The organism is Micromonospora sp. NPDC051924, assembly GCF_055586005.1.
The window spans coordinates 142,572-166,125 of record NZ_JBVJJA010000008.1; the positions used below are offsets into that span (position 1 = coordinate 142,572).

Below are 23,554 nucleotides of genomic sequence, written 5' to 3' on the forward strand. Positions count from 1 at the left end.
CCACCTCGGCGACCTTGCGCCGCCGGCCGTCATGGTCCACTCGGGATGCGGCATGTCGGGGCATCGCGTGGATCGGAGAGCGCGATCTGCCGCGAGGCGAGTCGATCAAGCGGGGCTGCGGCGACGAAGCGCGGCCAGCCCCCGGGGCGGGCAGCGCGGGGGGTCAGACGGGGACCGGGGCGGGGTCGTCGGTGGGGTCGTGGGCCGGGTGCGGGGTGCGCAGGGCGCGGCCGAGGCGGGCGGTGAGCAGCAGGCCCGCCGCGATGAAGCCGGGCAGCAGCAGGAAGGCCAGGTGGGGGCCGACGCCGTCGGCCACCCAGCCGAGCGCGACCGGCGCGATCCCGAAGCCCACCCCCATCGAGTACGAGGACCAACCGGCCGCCTTGTCGGCGGCCGGCCCGGCCACGGCGAGGGCGATGGAGATCGCCAGCGGGTAGTGCAGGGCGTTGCCCAGCCCGAGTACGACCAGGCCGGCGACCGCCAGCCAGCCGACCGGGGCGGACCAGAAGAGAGCGAAGCCGACCAGGGAGACGGTCAGCGCGCCGAGCAGCAGCGGCACCGGCGGCAGGCGGAGCGCGAACCGACCGCCGGCCGCCCGGCCGGCGAACATCCCGCAGACGATCGCCGCGACGGCGGCCGAGGCCCCGCCGGCGTTCAGCCCGGCATGGGTGCGCAGCACGTCGGCGGTCCAGAGCGACAGGCAGACCTCGATCGAGCCGGTCACCGACATCAGCACCCAGGCGATCCAGTACGCGCGGGGCAGCCGCGCCGCCGAACCGGTCGCCCCGACCCGGTCGGCGGCAGCCGCGGCAGCCGACGGCTCCAGGTCACTGCGCGGCGTCAGACGCGCTGAGCTGGAGCCGTCGGAAGGGGCGGCCTTCGGCAGGCGTACCCGGAAGGTGAGGGCGGCGAGGGCGACCAGCGCGATCAGGCCGACCTCGACGGCCATCGCCGGCCGCCAGCCCCGGCCGGCGTCGACGCTTGCGCCGATGACCAGCGGCGCGAGGATGCCCATGCCGGCGCAGACGGCGTTGGCCTCGGCGAGCGCAGCGGGCGCGGCCGGCCCGTGGTGGCCGACGAGAACGACGTTCACGCCGCTGATCACGATCATGCCGAAGGTGGCGATCACCGCGACGGCGGCGATGGTGGCCGGGAGCGGGTGGAGCAGGCCGAGGGCGGCGACGCCGGCGGCCACACCGGCGAGGCCGAGCCAGATGGCCGGGCCGCGGCCGAGGCGGCGGGCGGCCGGCGCGAAGAGCGCCCCGCCGACCACGGCGCCGACCGCGATGCCGGTGCTGTGCAGGCCGGCGACGGCGGCGCTGGTGCCCTGTTCGTCGCGGAGCAGCGGCACGACGGGGCCGAACCCGTAGAGGAAGAAGCCCCACAGCCCCAACTGAGCGTAGGTCAGCCAGGTCGTCCTGTCATGGGTGAGGCGGGGCACCGGCCTTACGCTACGCGTGCACGTCCGGTGCCCCGCCCCTGGTGAGAGGCAGCTCTCTCGTCCGGCTCAGCGGACGCTGCGGGCGAACTGCCGCGCGGCCCAGACCACCCCGGCGACGGCGAGCACCGCGATGATCGAGAGGCCCTGCCACACCCGGTCGTTGCTGAGGTCGCCGGCGAAGAGCGCGCGGGTGCCGTCGACCGCCCAGGAGAACGGGTTCCACTTGGCGACGCCCTGGAGCCAGCCGGGGGCGAAGGTGAGCGGCAGCAGGATGCCGGAGAGCAGCAGCACCGGCTGCGCCACCGTGTTCATCAGCGGGGCGAGCGCGTCCTCGCTCTTGACCTTGAGCGCGACCCCGTACGAGACGGCCGAGGTCATCAGCGCGATCAGGGCCAGCATCAGGTACGCCAGCAGCAGGTAGCCGAGGTTGACGCGCAGGTCGAACAGGAGCGCCAGCAGGGTGATGATGATCGCCTGCACGACCAGCGAGACGACGTCGCGCAGCGAGCGGCCGAGCAGCAGGGCGAGCCGGCTGACCGGGGTGACCCGGGACCGCTCGATGATCCCGGCGCGCAGCTCGGCGATCAGGCCGAAGCCCTGGAACAGGCCGCCGAAGATGGCCAGCAGCACCAGCAGGCCGGGGACGAAGACCTTGTACGCGGCCGCCTGGGTGGGCGCGTTGAGCGCGGGCTTGAGCAGCGGGGCGAAGAGCAGCAGGTACATCACCGGCTGGAAGACGCCGACGAAGACCCAGACCGGGTTGCGCAGCAGCAGCTGGGCCTGGCGCTGGAAGATGAGCCAGGTGTCACGGGCGAGCTTCATGACGGGTTCTCCGAGGGTCAGGACTCGCGCAGCGAGCGGCCGGTCTTGGTGAGGAAGACGTCGTCGAGGCTGGGGCGGTGCAGCTCGATGGAGCGCAGCTCCAGGCCGGCGCCGTCGAGGCGGCGCAGCACCTGCGGGATGGCGGTGGCGCCCTCGTCGACGTAGAGGCGCAGGCCGCCCTCGTCGGCGGTCTCCAGCTTGTTGACGTACGCCTCGGTGTCGAGCAGCTCGGCGGCGTGCGGGGTGCTGGCGGCGTCCAGGCCGACCAGCACCACCTCGCCGGAGATCTCCCGCTTCAGCTCCGCCGGGGTGCCCTCCGCGACCACCTCGCCGTGATCCATGATCGCGATCCGGTCGCAGAGCGCGTCCGCCTCGTCGAGGTAGTGAGTGGTGATGAAGACGGTCATCCCCTCGGCCCGCAGCCGGCGGATCTCGTCCCACATGTGCGCCCGGCTCTGCGGGTCGAGGCCGGTGGTCGGCTCGTCCAGGAAGACGATCTTCGGCTCGTGGATGATGCCGAGCGCGATCTCGACCCGGCGCCGCTGGCCGCCGGAGTAGGTCTTGCACTTGCGGTCGGCGTACTCGCTGAGCTGGAAGGCGTCCAGGGCCCGGGCGGCACGCCGCTGCGCCTCGGCCTTGGTGATGCCGTAGAGCCGGGCGTGGAGCACCAGCTCCTCGCGGGCGGTGGACTCGTCCCAGGTGCTGCCGCCCTGAGCCACGTAACCGATCCGGCGGCGCACCTCGGCCGGGTCCTTGCGCAGGTCGGCGCCGGCGATGGTGGCCTCGCCGCCGTCCGGCTCGATGAGGGTGGCCAGCATCCGCAGGGTGGTGGTCTTGCCGGCGCCGTTGGGGCCGAGGAAACCGAAGATCTCCCCCTCGGCGACCTCGAGGTTGACCCCCCGGACCGCGTCCACGGTCTTGGTCTCGCGACCCGCGCGGGAGCGGAACGACTTCCGCAGCCCCCTGGTCTCGATCATGTCTGCTCCTGGTCGTCCGGGCCGGACGTGACCGGCCGCCGATCGTCCGCGCCGGGGACGCAGCTCTCCCGCACGGTTCGCGCTGACGCTATCGCGATATAGCTCTTATGGTCAACGTTGATTAATCCGCGTCTTCGCCGCGAGGCGGGCCGCCGTCCTGCCACCCCGACCACCCCTCGGACCGCTCCATTCCAGCGGGCAGGTACGACACTCCTGACTCGATCCGCTCCGCGATCCGCAGGCACCAGGCCATGTCCGCCTCGGCGCGGGCCAGCCAGAGCTCGAACATCCACCCGACGTGCACCGGCTTGCGGTTGCGCACCCAGTCCGAGTCCAGCGAGGCGCGCATCGACTCGATGCCCGCGCGAATCAGGTTGGCCCGGTTGCGCAGCGCCGCCGCGGCCTCGTCGCGCGGCATGGCGGGCAGGAAGGAGAAGGCCGCCACGAACGGGTCCGCGGTCTCGTTGAGCTGCCACCACTGCGCCCGCAACAGGGTCTCGAACTCCTCCTCGCCCTTGGCGGTCACCTCGTACGTGGTGCGGGCGGGACGCGCGCCGACCTGTTCGACGGAGACGGTGCGGAGCAGCCCCTCGTCGGTGAGCTTGCGCAGCGCGTGATAGATCGATCCCGGCTGCACGTTGGCCCACTTGTCCGCGCTCCAACTCAGCAGCTCACGGCGTACGTCGTAGCCGTGCACCGGCTGCATCCACCTGACCAGGCCCAGAATCATCATCCGCGTCGCCGACACCGGACAAGCGTAATAGCCAAATTTGACTACAGTGCGCGATGCCACACTGAGCGATCGTTAGGGCCACGACCCCGGCCGATACACTCCCGGAATCGACCTCCCGGGAGGAGCCACCAAGGTGCGCAAGGTACTCATCGCCAACCGCGGCGAGATCGCCGTCCGCGTCATCCGGGCCTGCCGCGACGCCGGCCTGGCGAGCGTCGCCGTCTACGCGGACTCCGACCGGGACGCCCTGCACGTCACCCTGGCCGACGAGGCGTACGCGCTGGGCGGCGACACCGCCGCGGACAGCTACCTGCGGATCGACAAGCTGATCGACGTGGCCGCCAAGGCCGGCGCCGACGCGGTGCACCCCGGCTACGGCTTCCTCTCCGAGAACGCCGACTTCGCCCAGGCCGTCATCGACGCCGGGCTGACCTGGATCGGCCCGACCCCGCAGGCGATCCGCGACCTCGGCGACAAGGTGACCGCCCGGCACATCGCCCAGCGCGCCGGCGCTCCCCTGGTCCCCGGCACCCCGGACCCGGTCGGCAACGCCGACGAGGTGATGGCCTTCGCGGTCGACCACGGCCTGCCGGTCGCCATCAAGGCGGCCTTCGGCGGCGGCGGGCGCGGCCTCAAGGTGGCCCGCACCATGGAGGAGATCCCGCACCTGTTCGAGTCGGCCACCCGCGAGGCGGTCGCCGCGTTCGGCCGGGGCGAGTGCTTCGTCGAGCGGTACCTGGACCAGCCCCGCCACGTCGAGGCGCAGGTCCTGGCCGACCACCACGGCAACGTGATCGTGGTCGGCACCCGCGACTGCTCGTTGCAGCGCCGGCACCAGAAGCTGGTCGAGGAGGCCCCGGCCCCGTTCCTCACCGAGGCCCAGCGCCGGCAGATCCACGACAGCGCCAAGGCGATCTGCCGGGAGGCCGGCTACCACGGCGCCGGAACCGTGGAATACCTGGTCGGCGCGGACGGCACCATCTCGTTCCTGGAGGTCAACACCCGGCTGCAGGTCGAGCACCCGGTGACCGAGGAGACCGCCGGCATCGACCTGGTCCGCGAGCAGTTCCGGATCGCCGACGGCGAGAAGCTGCGCTTCACCGAGGACCCGACGCCGCGTGGGCACGCGATCGAGTTCCGGATCAACGGCGAGGACCCGGGCCGCAACTTCCTGCCCGCCCCCGGCACCATCACCGCGCTGCGGCTGCCCAGCGGCCCGGGCGTCCGGGTCGACACCGGCATCTCGGCCGGCGACGTGATCGGCGGCAACTTCGACTCGCTCCTGGCCAAGGTGATCATCACCGGCGAGACGCGTACCGAGGCGCTGGAGCGGGCCCGCCGGGCGCTGGACGAAATGGTCGTCGAGGGCATGGCCACGGCGCTCCCCTTCCACCGCCTGGTGGTCCGGGACGAGGCGTTCACCGCCGAGCCGTTCACCGTGCACACCCGGTGGATCGAGACCGAGTTCGACAACACCGTGCCGGCCTTCACCGCCACCCCCGGCGCCGTCGAGGGTCCGGCCGAGCGCGAGACCGTCGTGGTCGAGGTGGGCGGCAAGCGGCTGGAGGTCACGCTCCCCGCCGGCCTGGGCGCGGGTACGGCGGCCGCCGCGCCCGCCGCGAAGAAGCCGGCCCGCCGGGGCGGTGGCGCCAAGGCCGGCGCCGCGGTCAGCGGCGACGCGCTCACCTCCCCGATGCAGGGCACGATCGTCAAGATCGCCGTCGCGGACGGGGACACCGTCGCCGAGGGTGACCTGGTCGTCGTGCTGGAGGCGATGAAGATGGAGCAGCCGCTGCACGCCCACAAGGCGGGCACCGTGAGCGGCCTCGCCGCCGAGGTCGGCGCAGTGATCACCGCCGGCGCGGCCATCTGCACCATCTCCTGATCCGCACACTTTCCCCGAAGTTGCTGCTTCCCGACGTCCGGAGACAGCAACTTCGGGGAAGTTGCTGTCTCCGGTTGCCCGGCAAGGCAGGCCGGGGTGGTTTGGGCCACCAGCGGCGGCGGGACCGGCCGCGAGCAGGAATGATGTTCGGGTGCGGTTCCTTCATGGCGCGGTTCCCGCGCACGACCTGACCTACAACGACGTCTTCATGGCGCCCAACCGCTCCGAGGTGGGCTCCCGACTCGACGTCGACCTGGCCACGGCCGACGGCACGGGCACCACCATCCCGCTGGTGGTGGCGAACATGACGGCGGTCGCCGGCCGGCGGATGGCCGAGACGGTGGCCCGGCGCGGCGCCATCGCGGTGATCCCGCAGGACATCCCGATCGAGGTGGTGGCCAACGTCGTCGGCTGGGTCAAGCAGCGCCACCTGGTGCACGACACAGCGATCACCCTCGGCCCGACCGACACCGTCGGCGACGCGATCCACCTGCTGCCGAAGCGCGCGCACGGCGCGGTGGTCGTGGTGGACGAGGCCGGTCGGCCGCTCGGCGTGGTCACCGAGGCGGACACCGTGGGCGTGGACCGCTTCGCCCAGCTCCGGCACGTGATGTCGACCGAGCTGCACACCGTGCCGGCGGACGCGGATCCGCGTACCGGCTTCGACCGGCTCTCCGCGGGCCGGCGCCGGCTCGCCCCGGTGGTGGACGCCGAGGGGCGGCTGGTCGGCGTGCTGACCCGGCAGGGCGCGCTGCGCGCCACCCTCTACAAACCGGCGGTGGACGACCGGAACAGGCTGCGGATCGCCGCCGCCGTGGGCATCAACGGGGACGTGACCGGCAAGGCCGCCGCCCTGCTCGAGGCCGGGGTGGACACCCTGGTGGTGGACACCGCGCACGGCCACCAGGAGCGGATGATCTCGGCGCTCCGGGCGGTCCGCAAGCTCGCCCCGGGGGTCCCGGTCGCGGCCGGCAACGTGGTCACCGCCGACGGTGTACGCGACCTCGTGGAGGCGGGCGCGGACATCGTCAAGGTGGGCGTCGGCCCGGGCGCGATGTGCACCACCCGGATGATGACCGGCGTCGGCCGCCCGCAGTTCTCCGCGGTGCTCGACTGCGCCGCGGCGGCCCGCGCATTGGGCCGGCACGTCTGGGCCGACGGCGGCGTACGGCACCCGCGGGACGTGGCGCTGGCCCTGGCCGCGGGCGCCTCGAACGTGATGATCGGCTCCTGGTTCGCCGGCACCTACGAGTCCCCCGGCGATCTCTACACCGAGCCGGACGGCCGGCGGTACAAGGAGAGCTTCGGCATGGCCTCGGCCCGCGCGGTCAGCGCCCGTACGGGCGAGGACAGCGCGTACGACCGGGCCCGGAAGGCGATCTTCGAGGAGGGCATCTCCACGGCGCGGATGTATCTGGACCCGACCCGGCCCGGCGTGGAGGACCTGATCGACGAGATCATCTCCGGGGTCCGCAGCGCCTTCACCTACGCCGGCGCGCGCAACCTGGACGAGTTCCACGAGCGGGCGCTGGTCGGGGTGCAGAGCGCCGCCGGCTACACCGAGGGCATGCCGCTGCCGACCAGCTGGTAGCTCCCGCCGGATCGCGCGGTTGATCAAGAGGTTTGCGTCCCCGTACGGCCGCCTGCCGACGCAAACCTCTTGATCAACGAGGCCGGCTACTCGAAGAGGCGGCGGATCACGGTGCGGGCGGCGACCTCCGGGTCCGGGCCGACCCGCTCGGGGAGAGCGCCGGCCAGCCAGAGGGTGGCGAAGCCGTGCACGATCGACCAGGCGGCGAGCGCGTCCCGGTCCGGCTCGCGGGGCGGCCCGGGCCGGGCGGCGACACCGCCGCGCAACGCCGCGCCGGCCCGGTCGCGGGCGGCGACCACGGCCGGGTCGTCGGCGCGGTACAGGTCCGGCGCGAACATCACCTCGAAGTGCGCCCGGTGCCCGACGGCGAAGCGCACGTACGCCACCCCGGCCTCCAGCAGGTCGCCGTCGGCCCCGTCGAGCGCGGTGGCGAGCAGGTCGAAGCCCTCGACGGCCAGCGCGGTGAGCAGGCCGGCCTTGTCTCCGAAGTGGTGGGCGGGGGCGGCGTGCGAGACGCCGGCCCGGCGGGCCAGGTCCCGGAGGCTGAGCGCGGCGGGGCCGGACTCGGCGATCGCCCGGGCCGCCGCCGCCAGCAGCGCCCGGCGCAGGTCGCCGTGGTGGTATCCACGCGTCGTGGTCACCGGCGCAGCATATCTTTCCACTGACAAGATGTCAGTTCGCCGAAATTAGTTTGGGCCCTGACCATCTGGGGGCTAATCTAACGGCCGTGAAGATTGGACCGCTCGTCACCTTCCCGGACGCGCTCCGGCAGGCGCCGCTCGGCCGGCTGATCTCCATCGCCGGTCACGTCGTCGAACAGCACTGGGGTCGCTACCTCGCCGAACATCACGGCCTCACCTCGGCCGGGATGCGGGTGCTGATGATTCTGCTCCGGGCGGGCGACAGCACGCACCGGGAAATGGCCGAGCGGTGCTTCGTCCGCCCCGCCACCCTCACCGGCATCGTCGACACCCTGGAACGCGACGGCTTCGTCAGCCGGCAGCAGAACCCGAACGACCGGCGCAGCGTCCAGCTCACCCTGACCGACAAGGGCCGCGAGCACGCGCTGGCCATCATCGACCTGATCCACAGCGACCGCCCGCTCACCTCCGTCGACGCCGACCCGGCGAAGAAGGCGGTGGTACGCGAGTTCCTCACCGAAATCATCACGACCATGTCCGACGGAGACCTTCGCCGGTTGAACCGGGACAGCGAGTCCGACACCGAGAACCCGTCCGGGAGCCGTCCGTGCTGATCCGCCTGCTCCGTACCAACCTGCGCCCGTACCGGCGGTTGCTGGCCGCGGTGGTGGCGTTCCAGTTCGTCGGCACGATGGCGTCGCTCTATCTGCCGAGCCTCAACGCCGACATCATCGACCGGGGCGTGGCCGTCGGCGACACCGACCAGATCCTGCGTACGGGTGGCTGGATGCTGCTCGTCAGCCTGCTCCAGATCGCCTGCTCGATCATCGCCGTCTACCTCGGCGCGAAGACCGCGATGGGCTTCGGCCGGGACGTCCGGGCCGACATCTTCCGCCACGTCAACCGCTTCTCCGGCCGGGAGGTGGGCCGGTTCGGGGCACCCTCGCTGATCACCCGGAACACCAACGACGTGCAGCAGGTGCAGATGCTCGTGCTGATGAGCTGCACCATGCTGGTGGCCGCCCCGATCATGAGTGTCGGCGGCGTGGTGATGGCGCTGCAGGAGGACGTGGGCCTCTCCTGGCTGATGCTGGTCTGCGTACCGGTCCTGGCGGTCGCGCTGGGCCTGATCACCCGGCGGATGGTGCCCGGCTTCCGGCTCATGCAGACCCGGATCGACACGGTCAACCGGGTGCTGCGCGAGCAGATCACCGGCATCCGGGTGGTCCGGGCGTTCGTCCGCGAGCCGTACGAGACGAAGCGGTTCGGCAAGGCCAACGCCGACCTCACCGCGACCGCCCTGCGGGTCGGCCGGCTCCAGGCGTTGATCTTCCCGGTGGTGATGCTGGTGCTGAACGTCTCCAGCGTCGCGGTGCTCTGGTTCGGCGCCGGGCGGGTGGACTCCAACCAGATCCAGATCGGCGCGCTGACCGCCTTTCTGCAGTACCTGATGCAGATCCTGATGGCGGTCATGATGGCCACCTTCATGCTGATGATGGTGCCGCGCGCGGCGGTGTGCGCGGAGCGGATCGTCGAGGTGCTGGACACCGACTCGTCGGTGCTGCCGCCGGTCGAGCCGATGATCGCGATGACCCGCCGCGCCGAGCTGGAGTTCCGCCGGGTCGCCTTCCGGTACCCCGGGGCGAGCGCGCCGGTGCTGCACGACATCTCGTTCAAGGCCAGCCCCGGCCGGACCACGGCCATCATCGGGTCCACCGGCGCCGGCAAGACCACCCTGCTCACGCTGATCCCCCGGCTGGTCGACCCCACCTCCGGCGCGGTGCTGGTCGACGGGGTGGACGTGCGGCTGCTGGAGCCGGACGAGGTGTGGCGCCGGATCGGGCTGGTGCCGCAGCGGCCGTACCTGTTCACCGGCACGGTCGCCAGCAACCTCCGGTACGGCAACCCGGACGCGACCGACGCGGAACTGTGGGCGGCTCTGGAGGTCGCCCAGGCCCGGGACTTCGTCGCGGAGATGCCCGGCGGGCTGGACGCGCCGATCGCGCAGGGCGGCACGAACGTCTCCGGCGGCCAGCGGCAACGGCTGGCCATCGCCCGCGCGCTGGTCCGCGAGCCGGAGATCTACCTCTTCGACGACTCGTTCTCCGCGCTCGACCTCGGCACGGACGCCCGGCTGCGGGCCGCGCTGAAGCCGGTCACCGAGAACGCGGTGGTGGTGATCGTGGCCCAGCGGGTCTCCACGATCATCGACGCCGATCAGATCATCGTGCTGGAGGACGGGGGGATCGTCGGCATGGGACGACACGAGGAGCTGCTGGAGAACTGCCCGACGTACGCCGAGATCGTGGCGTCCCAGCAGACGGCGGAGGTGCCGGCGTGAGTTCCGTACCCGAGCAGAAGCAGACCGCCGGCCCGGTGGCCGCCGCCGACGGGCGGACGCCGAACCGGCTGCCCGCGGCCGGACGGCGCGGCCAGGGGCCGCCGTGGATGGGCGCCGCGATGCCGGCGGAGAAGTCGATGAACTTCGGGCCGTCCGCCCGGCGTCTGCTGGGCCGCCTCCGGCCGCACCGGCTGCAGCTGACCGCGATCGTCACCCTGGCCCTGGCGAGCGTCACGGCGAGCGTGATCGGTCCGAAGATCCTCGGCCACGCCACCGACCTCATCTTCGCCGGGGTGGTCGGCCGGCAGATCCCCGCCGGCACCACCGCGGAGCAGGCGGTGGCCGCGGCCCGGGCCGCCGGCAACGACAACTTCGCCGACATGCTGGCCCGGATGGACCTGGTGCCCGGGGCCGGCATCGACTTCACCGCGCTGGGCCGCACGCTCACCCTGGCGCTCGCGCTCTACCTGGGTGCCAGCCTGCTGATGTGGTGGCAGGGCTGGCTGCTCAACGGGGTGGTGCAGCGGACCGTGCTGCGGCTGCGCGCCGACGTGGAGGACAAGCTCAACCGGCTGCCGCTGCCCTACTTCGACCGGCAGCCGCGCGGCGAGCTGCTGAGCCGGGTCACCAACGACATCGACAACATCTCGCAGACCCTCCAGCAGACGCTCAGCCAGCTGCTCACCGCGCTGCTCACCGTGGTCGGCGTACTGGCCATGATGTTCTGGATCTCGCCCCTGCTGGCCCTGGTCGCCCTGGTGGCGGTGCCGCTGTCGGTGGTCGTCACCCAGCAGATCGCCAAGCGCTCGCAGCGCCGGTTCATCGCCCAGTGGCGGCACACCGGTGAGCTGAACGGCCTGATCGAGGAGGCGTACACCGGCCACGAGCTGGTCAAGGTCTTCGGCCGGCAGCGGGAGGTGCAGGCCGCCTTCGCGGAGAAGAACGAGGAGCTGTTCCGGGCCAGCTTCGGGGCCCAGTTCATCTCCGGGATCATCATGCCGGCGATGATGTTCGTCGGGAACCTCAGCTACGTCGCGATCGCCGTGGTCGGCGGACTGCGGGTCGCCTCCGGGACGATGACCCTCGGCGACGTGCAGGCGTTCATCCAGTACTCCCGGCAGTTCACCCAGCCGCTCACCCAGATCGCCTCGATGGCGAACCTGCTCCAGTCCGGGGTGGCCTCCGCGGAGCGGGTGTTCGAGGTGCTCGACGCCGAGGAGCAGACCCCCGAGCGGCCCGCACCGCCGCGGGTCAGCGGCCGGGTCGAATTCGAGCACGTCTCCTTCCGGTACGACCCGGACAAGCCGCTGATCGACGACCTCTCGCTGGTGGCCGAGCCGGGACACACGGTGGCCATCGTGGGCCCGACCGGCGCCGGGAAGACGACCCTGGTCAACCTGATCATGCGGTTCTACGAGCTGGACGCCGGCCGGATCACGCTCGACGGGGTGGACATCAGCTCGATGCCCCGGGACGAGCTGCGCAGCCGGATCGGCATGGTGCTCCAGGACACCTGGCTCTTCGGCGGCACCATCCGGGACAACATCGCCTACGGGCGGCCGGACGCCACCGAGGAGGAGATCCGCACGGCGGCGCGGGCCACCTTCGTGGACCGTTTCGTGCGCAGCCTCCCCGACGGGTACGACACCGTGATCGACGAGGAGGGGAGCAACGTCAGCGCCGGCGAGAAGCAGCTCATCACCATCGCCCGCGCGTTCCTCGCCGAGCCGTCGCTGCTGATCCTCGACGAGGCGACCAGCTCGGTGGACACCCGGACCGAGGTGCTGCTCCAGCGGGCGATGGCGGCGCTGCGCTCGGACCGGACCAGCTTCGTCATCGCGCACCGGCTCTCCACCATCCGCGACGCCGACCTGATCCTGATGATGGAGCAGGGCCGGATCGTCGAGCAGGGCAGCCACAACGAACTGCTCGCCGCCGACGGCGCGTACGCCGGGCTCTACCGGTCGCAGTTCGCCGGTGCGGTGATCACCGACGAGATCACCGCACCGGTCCCCGGTGGCGTGCCCGCCGGCACGCGCCCGACGACCGCGCCGGCCAGGAACTGACGTGGGTCCGGCGGCAGGTCCGACACCGGCCACCGCCCGGGTGACCGGCGGTCACCCGGGCGGCCCGGCCCGACGGGTGTCAGGCGGGCGGCAGCAGGTCGGCCGAGCGGGCGGCCACCACCGCGCCGATCAGCCCCAGCGCCTCGGCCGCCGGCATCGGGTCGAGCCCGCGCCCGTCGCGCAGGCGCAGGGAGACCGAGCCGTCGGCGGCCTCCCGGGGGCCGACCACCCCGGCGTACGGCACCTTCCGGCGGGCCGCGTCGCGGATCCGGGCGCCCAGCGATCCGGCCTGGTCGACCTCGACCCGAAGCCCGGCCGCCTCAACCCGGCGGGCCAGGTCCAGGGCGGCGTCGGCCTGGCCGCCGTCGACCGGCAGGAGCACCAACTGCACCGGGGCGTACCAGGCCGGGAAGGCGCCCGCGTGCACCTCGATCAGATAGGCGAAGAGCCGTTCCATGCTGCCGACCAGGCTGCGGTGCACCATCACCGGCCGCTTCCGGCCGCCGTCCGCGTCGGTGTACGACAGGTCGAACTTCTCCGGCTTGTCGAAGTCGAGCTGGATGGTGGAGATGGTCGACTCCCGGCCGGCCGCGTCGACGATCTGAATGTCGATCTTCGGGCCGTAGAACGCCGCCTCGCCTGGGCCCTCGGTGAAGTCGACCCCGTCGAGGGCGGCCCGGAGCAGCTCCTCGGCCCGCGCCCACTGGACGTCGTCGCCGACGTACTTCTCCCCCGGCCCGCGCAACGACAGCCGGAACCCGGCCGGCCGCACGCCGAGCGCCGCGTGCGCCTCGCGGATCAGCCGCAGGATCTCGCGTACCTCGTCGCCGACCTGCTCCAGCGCGCAGAAGTTGTGCGAGTCGTTCAGCGAGATGGCGCGTACCCGGGACAGCCCGCCGAGCACCCCGGACCGCTCGGCCCGGTACATCCCGCCGATCTCGGCGACCCGCAGCGGCAGCTCCCGGTAGGACCGGCCGCGGGCCCGGTAGACCAGCGCGTGGTGCGGGCAGAGCGCCGGGCGCAGCACGAACTCGTCGTCGGCGCTCAGCCGCATCGGCGGGAACATGTCGTCGGCGAAGTAGCCGAGGTGGCCGGAGAGCTCGAACAGCTCCCGCTTGCCCAGCGGCGGCGAATAGACGTGCCGGTAGCCGGCCCGGCGCTCCAGGTCCCGCACGTACTCCTCGACGGCGTGCCGGGCGGCGGCGCCGGCCGGCAGCCAGATGGGCAACCCGGCGCCCGCCAGCGGGTCGGAGACGAACAGCTCCAGGTCCCGGCCGAGCCTGCGGTGGTCGATCATGGCGCTCTCCTTGATCGGGTACGACCCGGAGGCGAGCTGGCCCGGTACGCCGCGAGGCCCCGGGGCGGTTCGCCCCGGGGCCTCGTCGACGGAAACGTCAGTGCGGCGCGCCGGGGATTCCCGGCGTCGTGGTCACCACCGCGCTGCGCATGCCGCGACGGTACGCGCGACGGCTCGGCGGGCGCACCCGGATTTCGGCGAGCCGAAACCCGCCGGTGGACCGGCCGGGTGCGGGAAGAGGGTGCGGGCCGCCGGCTCGGGACCTGCCGGCGACCCGCCGCGACCCGGTCGCCAGGAACGGGGGACCCGGCGCCCACGCGGTCGCGTCCCGTCAACGGTACGCCGCGGATCGGCGATCCGCCGCCCGCCCCGGGGCGTCACATTCGGCGGTCCTGTTTCGTTGTCCATCGGTGGCCCGGTCGTGTCAGCGGTCACCACCGGGCGGGGCTGTCCACGGTGACGCCGGACACGCGGGCAGGCTCGGAACGGTTCATCGGGGGAATCCGGCGAGGTGACGGTCGTGCCCGAACTCATCTCTGACGTCGCGTCGCCGACGTGGGCGTATCTCGTGCTGCTGGCGCTGCTGGCCGCCGACGCGTTCGTACCGGTGGTGCCGACCCAGGTCGTCATGATCACCAGCGGCGCGCTGACCGTCTACGGCGGACTGAGCCTGCCGCTCACCATCGCGGTCGGCGCGCTCGGCGTCTTCGCCGGCGACCTCGCCTGCTACCTGCTGGGCCGGACCGCCCCGGACCGCCGACAGGCCCGACACGTGATGCCGGGCCGGGCCCGCCGGGCCGCCGCCCGGGTCACCCGGGGGCTGCGCGAACCAGGTCCGCTGGTCATCCTGCTCTGCCGCTTCGTGCCCGGGGGCCGGATGGCCGCCTGCTTCTCGGCCGGGCGCAGCCGCTACCCGTACCGCCTCTTCCTGCTCTACGAGGCCGCCGCCGCCACCGCCTGGGCCAGCTACGGGACGCTGGTCGGTCACCTCGGCGGCACGGCGCTCACCCAGTCGGCGTGGCGGCTCGCGGTGATCGGCGCGGTGGCGGCGGCCGGGTTCGCCGCCGCCGGCTGGGCGATGACCGCGATCAGCGCGCGCAACAGCCGCACCGAGACCGAGACCCCGGTCAAGGTCCCGGTCGACTGAATTACGCCATCTAGGGGGCGTCCCCGGGGGCGAAGTGGGTGGCCGGCCCGGATCCGTTTCGGGTGGTTCCGGCAGCAGGCTGAGCCCATGCCCGGAACCCGGAGAAACGGCCTGCTGGCCCTCGGCGGGATCGCCCTGGCGGCGGTGCTCGCCGTGGTCGGTCACCTCGAGGTGAACGACGACCTGAACCCCTGGTCGCTGACCGTCAGCGACTTCGCCGTCTCCGACCGGGGCGGCGTCATCGACGTGGCCATGGTGGTGCTCGCCGCGGCGAGCGTCGTACTCCTGTCGGCGCTGCGCCGGGCCGGCGCGCCCCGGCCTGCGCGGTTCCTGCTCGTGACCTGGGCCGCCGGCCTGCTGGTCACCGCGACGATCCCCACCAACGAGCCCGGCACGGCCATGGGCACCGGCGCCTACCTGCACCGGTACGCCTCGGTGGTGGCCTTCCTCGTCCTGCCGGCCGCCGGCTGGCTGCTCGCCGGTCCGCTGGGCGGGCGGGCCGGCGGCTGGCTGCGCGTCCTCGCCGTGGCCAGTCTGCTGCTGGCCGGGGCGATGGTCTGGTCCGCGTACCCGGGTGACCGGGTGCTGCTCGGCCTGGCCGAACGGCTGCTCATCCTCGCCGAGGTCGCGCTGCTCAGCGTGGTCGCGGGGACCCTGGTCCGCCGCCGCGGGATCGGCGAGGTGGCGGCCTCCCGGGTCCCGGGACACCGCCAGCTCGCCGAGGTGGCGCCCGGCGCCGGCCGGGCGCGGCAGGTCACTCCAGCTCGTGCAGCATGAGCTGGCGGGCGGCCTCGGTGATCGAGCCCGACAGGCTCGGGTAGATGGTGATGGTCTGCGCCAGCTCGTTGACCGTGAGGTTGTTCTCCACCGCCATGGTGATCGGCAGGATCAGCTCGCTGGCCTTCGGCGCCACCACCACGCCGCCGATCACCTGGCCGCTGGCCGGCCGGCAGAACAGCTTGACGAAGCCGTCGGCCAGGTCGTCCATCTTCGCCCGGGCGTTGCCGGAGAGCGGCAGCATCACCTGGCGGGCCGGGACCTTGCCGGCGTCCACCTCGTTCTGGGAGACGCCGACGGTGGCCAGCTCGGGGTCGGTGAAGACGTTCGCCGCGACGGTACGCAGCCGCAGCGGCCGGACCGCCTCGCCGAGCGCGTGCCACATCGCGATCCGGCCCTGCATGGCGGCGACGCTGGCCAGGGCCAGGACACCGGTGCAGTCGCCGGCGGCGTAGATGCCGGGGACGTTGGTCCGGGAGACCCGGTCGACGCTCACGTACCCGCCCCGGGCCAGCTCGACGCCGTACTCGGCGAGGCCCAGGCCGGCGGTGTTGGGGATCGAGCCGACGGTGATCAGCGCGTGCGAGCCGACCACCACCCGGCCGTCGGCGAGCACCACCTCGACGCCGTCGCCGATCCGGCGGACCGCCTCGGCGCGCGAGTTGTTGAGGATGGTCATGCCCCGGCTGCGGAAGACCTGCTCGATCGCCATCGCGGCGTCGGCGTCCTCGTGCGGCATGACCCGGTCCCGGCTGGAGACCAGAGTGACCTGGATGCCCATCGCCAGGTACGCGCTGGCGAACTCGGCGCCGGTGACGCCGGAGCCGACCACGACCAGGTGCTCGGGCAGCTCGGGCAGGTCGTACACCTGCCGCCAGGTCAGGATGCGCTCGCCGTCCGGCGGGGCGGTGGGGAGCTGCCGCGGCGTGGCGCCGGTGGCGATCAGGACCGTGGACGCCGCGATGGAGTACTCCGGACGGCCGTCGGCGGGGGTGACGATCACCCGGTGGGTGTGACCGAGCGTGTCCTCGCCCAGCCGGGCGGTGCCCGCCACGAACTCGACCCCGGCCTTGACCAGCTTGTCGTGGATGTCCGCGGACTGGGCCAGGGCGAGCCGCTTCACCCGCTCGTGCACCGCGCTGGCGTCGACGGTGACCGCCTCCAGCCCGTCCGAGTGCACCCCGAACTCCTCGGTGTCCCGGTAGCCGGTGACCACCTGGGAGCTGGCGATGAAGGTCTTGGACGGCACGCAGTCGGAGAGCACGCAGGCACCGCCGGCCCCCTCCGCCTCGACCACGGTGACATCAGCGTCCAGCTGGGCGGCGACCAGCGCCGCCTCGTACCCGGCCGGTCCCCCGCCGATGATCACGATCTGGCTCACAGCGCTCGCCCCTCGTCAGTGCTCACAGTGACTTTCTTCTCCCCATCGCGCTCGACACGCTCCGTCGTATTCTCCCTCACCCGCCCACCGGGCTATCGTCATCGCCGTGCGTCTGTACGCCGCTTACGGCTCAAACCTGGACCCCGCTCGCATGCGTGCCTACTGCCCGCATTCGCCGATGGTGGGCACCGGCTGGCTGGAGGGGTGGCGGCTCACCTTCGCGGGCGAGGACGTCATCGGCTGGGAGGGCTCGGTCAGCACCGTGGTCGAGTCCCCGGGCGACCGGGTCTTCGTGGCGCTCTACGACGTCCACCCGTACGACGCCGCCCAGCTCGACGAGATCGAGGGGGTGACCGCCGGGACGTACCGGACGCTCACCGTCCGCGTCTCGACGCTGGACGGGGACGTGACCGCGTGGTTCTACGTCTTCGACGGTTACGAGGGCGGCCTGCCGACGTCCTGGTACCTGTCGGAGATCGCGAACGCGGCGGAGAAGGCGGGCGCGCCGGACGACTACGTCACCGAGCTGCGGTCCCGCCCCACCGGCACGGCTTCGGCCTAGCGGCTCTCCCACAGCCCCAGTGTCCTCCGGCCGGTTCGCCGGCCGCAGGGTGACCCCGGAGCGCGGGTCGCGTGTCACACCGCCGTGGCCGGGACGGTCCGCTCGTACATGTCGGTCCAGCGCTTCTCACGCAGCCCGACGGCGCGGTAGAGGGTCACCGGGACGGTCGGGTTGGCCAGGTCGACGCCGAGCCCGGCGCCGGACCGGCCCTTGCCGGCGTAGGTCGCGAAGGCCCGCCGCAGCAGCGCCGCCCCCACCCCGCGCCGCCGGTACGCGGGCAGCACCGAGAGTGTGCGGACCCAGCCCATGTCCTGGTCCAGCGCCTGGTCGGAGGATTGCAGGGCGCCGGCCGGCGCACCGTCAACCTCGGCGACGAACCACTCGTCCCAGACCTTGCCCGACGACGGGAGCAGCTCCCGCCACTGCGCGAAGCCGAGCGGCTCGTAGTCCGGGGTGTCCCGGAACGCCGTGTCGAAGATCTGGTGGAACTCGCGCAGGTCCGACTCGTCGTCGGGGCGCAGCGGCCGGACGGTCACCCCGGGCGGGGGCGGCGGCTCGGCGGGCAGGTCGGCCAGCGACCGGGTCATCCGCACGTACCGCTTGACCAGGGTGAAGCCCGCCTCGGCCAGCTCCGTCGCCCAGCGGGTCTCCGGGGCGAAGGCGGCGGTACGGACGTTGAGCGCGGGCAGGCCGCGCTCGGCGGCCCGCTCGGCGACCCGGTCGAGCAGCCGCGCCAGCAGCGGCGCACGCAGGTCGGCCCCGCGCTCCGGGTCGACGTAGACCTCGACGAACTCCCGACCCACCCCGGTGGGGTTGCTCAGGATCGTCCAGCCGGCCGCGACGCCCACCGGGTCGGTGACCAGCCAGGAGTCGCGGGCCATGTCGACGAAGGGGGCGGTCAGCGCGTCGCGGACGTCCTCGGCGTCGAAGTCCGGGTAGCCGACGGCGAAGGTGTCGGCGGCGTGCACCACCGCCAGGATCGCGGGCACGTCGTCGAGGGTGGGGCGGCGGGCGGTCCAGCCGGCGGGAAGCGTCACGCCGGCGATCCTGGCAGGCGCCCCGGGGTCGCGCCGCTGATTTATCCGCCGCGCAGGTGCAGCCGCGCGGCGGTGAGCAGGTTGAGCAGTTCCGCTCCCTCGGCGGGGGCGAGCGCGCGGAAGGCGGGCGAGGCGAGCCGGTCGGTCACCGCCTCGGCCCAGAGCCGCCGCCGGACCAGCGGCCCCACCGGCGGGTACGGGGGCGCCCAGCCGCAGGCGGCGGCCCCCGCCTCCCCCTCCGGGCCGGCCAGCACCGCCTCCAGCGGGGTCATCCCGGCGGCCCGCACGGCGAGCAGGTGGGCCCCGGCGAAGTGCTCGCGGAGTAGCAGAAACCCGACCGCCGCCCGGGCCCCCGGCGAGCGGTCCGGGACCGGCATGGCCCGCCAGGCGGCGAAGAGCGGCATCCCGCTGCTCTCCGCCGCGCCGACCGCCCGGTCCAGCAGGGCGGCCAGGCGGGGTGCCTCGGGGGCGTCGCCGAGCCGTTCGGCCCCCCACCGGCAGCACTCGGCCAGGTTCGCGCCGGCCACCTCCAGCGGCCGGACGGTGCGCGCGGCGGCGTCCCAGCCGTCCGCGACGGCCTCGGGCGCGATGAAGCCGAGCGCGGCGGCGACCGTCTCGGCCCGTACGTCCCCGAGCGCGCCGGCCCGGCCGGTGATGTAGAAGGCCCAGCCGGAGATGCCCAGCAGCCGGGCCCGGCGCAGCGTCGCCGGGCAACGGGCGAACGCCTCCCCCAGCTCCAGCACCAGCGGCTTGCTGGCGGCGGCGACCTGTTCCGGCGTCATCGGCGCGGCACCACCGTCCGTCCACCATGGGCATCCATCACGCTCAGTCTGCCCGGTGACCACCGTCTGCGGCATCCCCCTCTTCGGCGTCCAGCGCCTCCAGGGCACCCTCCACCTCGCCGGCGCGCCGGCGGGCCGCGGTGACCGAGCGTTCCGCACCCCGGCGGGTCAGCTTGGCGCGGCTCAGCTCCTGCTCGGCGACGGCCCGGCGGCGCTCCAGCTCGGCCAGCTCGGTCTCGATCCGGTCCAGGGTGGCGACCCCGTCCTGCTCGGACCGGGTGGCCTCGGTCAGCTCCCGCTCGGCCCGGTCCTGGTCGCCGCGGGCCTTGGCCAGTTCGCGTTCCAGGGCCCGGCGGCGTTTCGCCCGTTCCGCCCGGGCGGCCCGCTCGGCGGCCCGCTCGTCGCGCGCCCGCCGGCTCTCGGCCCGCTCGGCCGCCCGGTCCGGTACGGGTGGCTCCTCGCCGCCCCCGGTGACCAGCCGCAGCTGCGGCCGGGGCACCTCGCCGAAGCCGGCGTAGTGCACGGGCCGGAGCAGCCGGCCGGCCCGGACCTGCTCGGCCACCTCGGTGTCGGAGAGGGCGGCGTTGAGGGTCGCCTCCACCTCGCCCAACGGCAGTTTCCCGGCCGGCGGGGCGCCGGGCTCGGTGGCGGCCAGCTTGCGTACCTCGGCGACGAGGGCGCCGACCACGGCCCGGCGCTGCGCGGACAGCTCGCGCAGTCGGGCACCGCGCAGTTCGCGCTGGGCGGTCCGCAGCGACTCGGCGAGCTGGGCCAGGTCGGCGACCAGCTCGGGGCGGCGGATGGCGAGCAGGTTGACCAGCCAGGCGGCCACGGTGGGCCGGCGCAGCCGGCCGATCTCCCGGGCGGCCTTCGGGTCGCCGGACCGACGCGCCTCGGCGACCGCAGCGTCCCGGGCCGCGACGAAGCGGTCCGGGGGCGTCGCGTAGAGCCGCTGGACCTGTTCGGGGGTGGGTCCGGGCACGGCGGTCAGGCGTCGATCCGGGTGCCCGGTTCGAGGCGGCGGTAGTCGGTGTTCGACAGCGCGGTGTACTGCCGGCCCAGCACACCGAACCCGTTGGCGTTGAGCAGACCGTCGTGCACCGCGTACGCCCGGCGCGGGGCGACCGCCCGGATGAAGTCGACCACCTCGGAGAACTTGTTCCAGGGCGCGTGGATCGGGGCGAAGAGGGTGTCCACCTGGACGTCGTCCGGGACTACCAGCGAGTCGCCGGGGTGATAGACCACGTCGTTGACGACGTAGCCCAGGTTCGGGATCACCGGGATGTCCGGGTGGATCACCGCGTGCTGGCCGCCGTACGCCCGGACCGGCACACCGGCGGCGGTGAACGACTCGCCCGGCGCGACCACGACCAGCGCCTCGGCCGCGTCGCCGAGGACACCGGCGAGCGAGGCCGGGCCGTGGACCGGCATCGGCCGGCGCTCCAGCGCGCGGGTGAGCACCTCGACGTTCAGGTGGTCCGGGTGCTCGTGGGTGATCAGCACCGCGTCCGCCCCGTCCAGCGCCTCGGGTTCGCTGTAGACACCGGGGTCCACCACGAGCACTCCCCCGTCGTGCTCGATCCGGAGGCAGGAGTGGGCGTACTTGGTGACCTGCATCGTGACTCCTCGATTATCGAATCGTGACGTCCTCGTCGCAGTCTGCCGGAACCGGCGCGATGACGCGTCGCGTCCGAGGTATCGACCCCGGCGCGGGGTCGTCGACGAGTGGAGCGGGGACATGAGCGGAAGAGCAAGACGCCGCCGGGGCGTGCTGTTCACGGTGGTGGGACTGGCCGCGGTACTGGTCGCGGGGGGTTGCGGCGCGGACGGCGGGAACAGCGCGTCGGACTCCGGACGGGCGCCCGCCGCCGGCGGGGCCGCGAACGCGGGTGCCGGCGGGGCTCCAGAGAAGGCGGCGCCGGCCGCGACCGGCTCAGGCGGGGCGGACCTGCGGGTGGACCAGCGGTCGATCATCTACACCGGGACCATGCAGGTCCGGGTCGAGGACGTCGACCGGGCGGCCCGCGAGGCGACCGACCGGGTGACGGCGGCGGGCGGTTTCGTCGGCGGCGACCAGCGCAGCAGCGAGTCCGCGGATGCCCGGGCCGAGCTGACCCTGCGGGTGCCGGCGGACCGGTTCACCACGGTCATCGACCAGCTGGCCGGGCTCGGCAAGCAGGAGCGGCGCGAGATTCAGACCCAGGACGTCACCGAGGAGACCGTCGACCTGGACGCCCGGATCGCCACCCAGCGTGCCCGGGTGGACAGCGCCCGGAAGCTGCTGGCCCGGGCCAGCACGATCAACGAGCTGGTCACGCTGGAGAACGAGGTGGGCCGGCGGGAGGCCGACCTGGCGTCGCTGGAGGCGAAGAAGCGCCGGCTGGCCGACCTGACCGCGCTCTCCACGATCACGGTGACCTTCCTCGGCCCGGACGACACCACTGCCGACCAGGGGCCCGAACTCGGCTTCCTGGTGGGGCTGAAGGGCGGCTGGAACGTCTTCGTCACCACGTTCTTCGTGCTGCTCACCGTGCTGGGCGCGCTGCTGCCGTTCGCGCTGGTGATCGGCGTACCGGTGGTGCTGCTGGTCCGCCGGGCGCGCCGTCGCCGGGCCCGACGCGGTCCGCCGGCCGGTCCGGCCCCGGCGGTGCCGGGACCGGCCGGTCCGGTGAATGGTCCGGCGCCTAGCGGGCCGCCGCCAGTGCCCGCAACGCGGTCTGCACCATGAGGCGTACGCCGACCGGAATGGCGCGCTCGTCCACATCGAACGAGGCCCGGTGCAGGTCCACGTTGGGCCCGTTCCGGCCGACACCGAGGCGGGCGAGCGCGCCCGGCACGTGCTCCAGGTACCAGGAGAAGTCCTCGCCCCCCATGCTCTGCGGGGTCTCCGCGATCCCCTCGGGGCCGAGGGCGGCGGCGGTGGCGGCGGTGAGCACGCCGATGGCCCGGGCGTCGTTGGTGACCGGCGGCCGGCCGCGCAGGTACTCCAGGTCCACGGTGGCCCCGGTCGGGGCGATGACGTCGCGGACCACCTGGGCCACGATCTTCGGGGCCTGGTCCCAGGTGTCGCGGTCCATCACCCGCAGTGTGCCGGCCGCGCACGCCTCGGACGGGATGACGTTGTAGCGGGTGCCGGCCGAGGCGTGGCCGAACACCAGCAGCAGCCCGCTGTTGGCCGGCACCCGGCGGCTGACCAGGGTCGGCACCTCGGTGACCAGTCGGCCGAGCGCGTCGACCAGGTCGACCGTCAGGTGCGGCCGGGCGGTGTGCCCGCCGGGGCCGGTGAGCCGGACGGTGACGTTGTCGGCGGCGGCGGTGATCGGACCGACCCGCAGGCCGACCTTGCCGACCGGCAGGTTCGGGTCGCAGTGCACGGCGAAGATCTGCACCACGTCGTCCAGGCCACCGGCCTCGATGACCTCCAGCGAGCCGCAGGGCAGGATCTCCTCGGCCGGCTGGAAGATGAGCCGGACCCGGCCGCCGAGCTGGCCGAGGTCGGCGAGCTGGGCCAGCAGCATGCCGACCCCGAGCATCACCGTGGTGTGCACGTCGTGCCCGCAGGCGTGGCAGACCCCGTCCACGGTGGACCGGTACGGCACGTCCTTCGGGTCGGTCAGCGGCAGCGCGTCGATGTCGGCGCGGAGCGCGATCACCGGGCCGTCCGGACGCCCGTCGATGTCGCAGATGACGCCGTTGCCCTTGGGGAGCAGTCGCGGGTTCAGCCCGGCGAGGGAGAGCTCCCGGTGGATCAGGGCGGCCGTCTCGAACTCCTCGCCGGACAGCTCCGGGTGGGAGTGGATGTGACGGCGGGTGGCGATGAGCCCGGGTACCCGGAGGGCAAGCAGGTGGTCCAGCTCGAAGGGCAGGGGTTGGGACCCGGATGGCGTCTCCGGCCAGGACGACGCCAGTGGGCTGCCGGAAGGCAGCGTCAACGCACTCGTCACGTCGAATTCTCGATCACTAGAGATGGATGGATCTTCGGGGAGAACAGCAGACAGCCTAGACCTTCGGCGGTGACGCTGTGCAACATCTTTCGCGTAGCGGTCGGACCGCACAGCGTCACGAATGCCCTGG

Annotated in this window: 21 protein-coding genes; 9 read left to right on the top strand and 12 right to left on the bottom strand. The window is 73.3% G+C overall.

All coding sequences use genetic code 11. The annotated features are described in order from the left end of the window. Window positions 1-163: 163 nt before the first annotated feature. The 4 genes from ACZ6S5_RS09110 to ACZ6S5_RS09125 all read right to left on the bottom strand — a co-directional run bounded on the left by ACZ6S5_RS09110 (window position 164) and on the right by ACZ6S5_RS09125 (window position 3,973). Window positions 164-1,441 (bottom strand): MFS transporter, encoded by a 1,278-nt coding sequence (locus tag ACZ6S5_RS09110; protein ID WP_465999329.1) that lies wholly within the window; start codon window positions 1,439-1,441, stop codon window positions 164-166. A 66-nt stretch (window positions 1,442-1,507) separates the two neighbouring features. Next, on the bottom strand, window positions 1,508-2,263 hold the full coding sequence (locus tag ACZ6S5_RS09115; protein ID WP_465999331.1) for an ABC transporter permease: 756 nt from the start codon (window positions 2,261-2,263) through the stop codon (window positions 1,508-1,510). Window positions 2,264-2,280: 17 nt separating this feature from the next. Then, entirely contained in the window at window positions 2,281-3,240 is a 960-nt protein-coding gene (locus ACZ6S5_RS09120) for an ATP-binding cassette domain-containing protein (protein ID WP_465999333.1), read from the bottom strand. Window positions 3,241-3,361: 121 nt separating this feature from the next. Beyond that, entirely contained in the window at window positions 3,362-3,973 is a 612-nt protein-coding gene (locus tag ACZ6S5_RS09125) for a PadR family transcriptional regulator (protein WP_465999441.1), read from the bottom strand. Between the two features lie 133 nt (window positions 3,974-4,106). Here ACZ6S5_RS09125 and ACZ6S5_RS09130 point away from each other — a divergent pair, with 133 nt between their 5' ends. Both ACZ6S5_RS09130 and ACZ6S5_RS09135 read left to right on the top strand, forming a co-directional pair. Further along, window positions 4,107-5,858, top strand: a complete 1,752-nt coding sequence (locus tag ACZ6S5_RS09130) for an acetyl/propionyl/methylcrotonyl-CoA carboxylase subunit alpha (protein ID WP_465999335.1) — start codon at window positions 4,107-4,109, stop codon at window positions 5,856-5,858. A gap of 151 nt (window positions 5,859-6,009) precedes the next feature. After that, window positions 6,010-7,449, top strand: a complete 1,440-nt coding sequence (locus ACZ6S5_RS09135; RefSeq protein ID WP_465999337.1) for a GuaB1 family IMP dehydrogenase-related protein — start codon at window positions 6,010-6,012, stop codon at window positions 7,447-7,449. Window positions 7,450-7,535: 86 nt separating this feature from the next. On the opposite strand, the gene ACZ6S5_RS09140 is transcribed toward ACZ6S5_RS09135, so the two are convergent. Then, window positions 7,536-8,090: a TetR/AcrR family transcriptional regulator gene (locus ACZ6S5_RS09140; protein ID WP_465999339.1), complete on the bottom strand. Its 555-nt coding sequence runs from the start codon at window positions 8,088-8,090 to the stop codon at window positions 7,536-7,538. A gap of 86 nt (window positions 8,091-8,176) precedes the next feature. Between ACZ6S5_RS09140 and ACZ6S5_RS09145 the strand changes: the two genes are divergently transcribed. From ACZ6S5_RS09145 to ACZ6S5_RS09155, 3 genes are all read left to right on the top strand, one after another. Further along, window positions 8,177-8,704 (top strand): MarR family winged helix-turn-helix transcriptional regulator, encoded by a 528-nt coding sequence (locus ACZ6S5_RS09145; RefSeq protein ID WP_465999341.1) that lies wholly within the window; start codon window positions 8,177-8,179, stop codon window positions 8,702-8,704. Then, window positions 8,698-10,431 (top strand): ABC transporter ATP-binding protein, encoded by a 1,734-nt coding sequence (locus ACZ6S5_RS09150; protein ID WP_465999343.1) that lies wholly within the window; start codon window positions 8,698-8,700, stop codon window positions 10,429-10,431. The genes ACZ6S5_RS09145 and ACZ6S5_RS09150 overlap by 7 nt, the downstream gene beginning before the upstream one ends. Window positions 10,432-10,538: 107 nt before the next feature. After that, window positions 10,539-12,497 carry an ABC transporter ATP-binding protein gene (locus ACZ6S5_RS09155; RefSeq protein WP_465999443.1) on the top strand — a complete coding sequence of 653 codons (1,959 nt, stop codon included), beginning with the start codon at window positions 10,539-10,541 and terminating at the stop codon, window positions 12,495-12,497. 79 nt (window positions 12,498-12,576) lie between these two features. Here the strand turns inward: ACZ6S5_RS09155 and thrS are convergent, their stop codons facing one another. Further along, complete coding sequence (gene thrS / locus ACZ6S5_RS09160; protein ID WP_465999445.1) at window positions 12,577-13,809, bottom strand: threonine--tRNA ligase; 1,233 nt, start codon at window positions 13,807-13,809, stop codon at window positions 12,577-12,579. A gap of 505 nt (window positions 13,810-14,314) precedes the next feature. On the opposite strand from thrS, the gene ACZ6S5_RS09165 reads away from it, so the two are divergent. Then, window positions 14,315-14,941, top strand: a complete 627-nt coding sequence (locus ACZ6S5_RS09165) for a DedA family protein (protein ID WP_465999345.1) — start codon at window positions 14,315-14,317, stop codon at window positions 14,939-14,941. Window positions 14,942-15,028: 87 nt separating this feature from the next. Further along, window positions 15,029-15,718, top strand: a complete 690-nt coding sequence (locus tag ACZ6S5_RS09170) for a DUF998 domain-containing protein (RefSeq protein WP_465999347.1) — start codon at window positions 15,029-15,031, stop codon at window positions 15,716-15,718. On the opposite strand, the gene ACZ6S5_RS09175 is transcribed toward ACZ6S5_RS09170, so the two are convergent. Then, window positions 15,696-17,099, bottom strand: coding sequence for an NAD(P)H-quinone dehydrogenase (locus ACZ6S5_RS09175; RefSeq protein WP_465999349.1), 1,404 nt, complete (start codon window positions 17,097-17,099; stop codon window positions 15,696-15,698). The two genes, ACZ6S5_RS09170 and ACZ6S5_RS09175, sit on opposite strands and share 23 nt — an antisense overlap. A gap of 106 nt (window positions 17,100-17,205) precedes the next feature. On the opposite strand from ACZ6S5_RS09175, the gene ACZ6S5_RS09180 reads away from it, so the two are divergent. Next, a complete protein-coding gene (locus ACZ6S5_RS09180) occupies window positions 17,206-17,661 on the top strand; it encodes a gamma-glutamylcyclotransferase (protein ID WP_465999351.1) in 456 nt (151 codons plus the stop codon). A gap of 74 nt (window positions 17,662-17,735) precedes the next feature. Here the strand turns inward: ACZ6S5_RS09180 and ACZ6S5_RS09185 are convergent, their stop codons facing one another. Genes ACZ6S5_RS09185 through ACZ6S5_RS09200 form a run of 4 tightly spaced genes read right to left on the bottom strand, consistent with a single transcriptional unit; the run spans window position 17,736 to window position 21,097 of the window. After that, entirely contained in the window at window positions 17,736-18,698 is a 963-nt protein-coding gene (locus ACZ6S5_RS09185; RefSeq protein WP_465999353.1) for a GNAT family N-acetyltransferase, read from the bottom strand. A 41-nt stretch (window positions 18,699-18,739) separates the two neighbouring features. Further along, on the bottom strand, window positions 18,740-19,480 hold the full coding sequence (locus ACZ6S5_RS09190) for an SCO6745 family protein (RefSeq protein WP_465999355.1): 741 nt from the start codon (window positions 19,478-19,480) through the stop codon (window positions 18,740-18,742). A 43-nt stretch (window positions 19,481-19,523) separates the two neighbouring features. Further along, window positions 19,524-20,462: a hypothetical protein gene (locus ACZ6S5_RS09195; RefSeq protein WP_465999357.1), complete on the bottom strand. Its 939-nt coding sequence runs from the start codon at window positions 20,460-20,462 to the stop codon at window positions 19,524-19,526. 5 nt (window positions 20,463-20,467) lie between these two features. Continuing rightward, the gene (locus ACZ6S5_RS09200) at window positions 20,468-21,097 is read right to left on the bottom strand and encodes an MBL fold metallo-hydrolase (protein ID WP_465999359.1); all 630 of its coding nucleotides are present in this window, start codon (window positions 21,095-21,097) and stop codon (window positions 20,468-20,470) included. Window positions 21,098-21,218: 121 nt separating this feature from the next. On the opposite strand from ACZ6S5_RS09200, the gene ACZ6S5_RS09205 reads away from it, so the two are divergent. Further along, a complete protein-coding gene (locus ACZ6S5_RS09205; protein ID WP_465999361.1) occupies window positions 21,219-22,208 on the top strand; it encodes a DUF4349 domain-containing protein in 990 nt (329 codons plus the stop codon). On the opposite strand, the gene ACZ6S5_RS09210 is transcribed toward ACZ6S5_RS09205, so the two are convergent. Further along, window positions 22,165-23,424: an amidohydrolase gene (locus tag ACZ6S5_RS09210; RefSeq protein WP_465999362.1), complete on the bottom strand. Its 1,260-nt coding sequence runs from the start codon at window positions 23,422-23,424 to the stop codon at window positions 22,165-22,167. The two genes, ACZ6S5_RS09205 and ACZ6S5_RS09210, sit on opposite strands and share 44 nt — an antisense overlap. Window positions 23,425-23,554: the final 130 nt, after the last annotated feature.

Coding starts and splice junctions, on each gene's coding strand:
- ACZ6S5_RS09205 (WP_465999361.1), top strand. CDS start 21,219: ATGAGCGGAAGAGCAAGACGCCGCCGGGGCGTGCTGTTCACGGTGGTG.
- ACZ6S5_RS09115 (WP_465999331.1), bottom strand. CDS start 2,263: ATGAAGCTCGCCCGTGACACCTGGCTCATCTTCCAGCGCCAGGCCCAG.
- ACZ6S5_RS09155 (WP_465999443.1), top strand. CDS start 10,539: ATGGGCGCCGCGATGCCGGCGGAGAAGTCGATGAACTTCGGGCCGTCC.
- ACZ6S5_RS09200 (WP_465999359.1), bottom strand. CDS start 21,097: ATGCAGGTCACCAAGTACGCCCACTCCTGCCTCCGGATCGAGCACGAC.
- ACZ6S5_RS09120 (WP_465999333.1), bottom strand. CDS start 3,240: ATGATCGAGACCAGGGGGCTGCGGAAGTCGTTCCGCTCCCGCGCGGGT.
- ACZ6S5_RS09170 (WP_465999347.1), top strand. CDS start 15,029: ATGCCCGGAACCCGGAGAAACGGCCTGCTGGCCCTCGGCGGGATCGCC.
- ACZ6S5_RS09190 (WP_465999355.1), bottom strand. CDS start 19,480: ATGACGCCGGAACAGGTCGCCGCCGCCAGCAAGCCGCTGGTGCTGGAG.
- ACZ6S5_RS09125 (WP_465999441.1), bottom strand. CDS start 3,973: ATGATGATTCTGGGCCTGGTCAGGTGGATGCAGCCGGTGCACGGCTAC.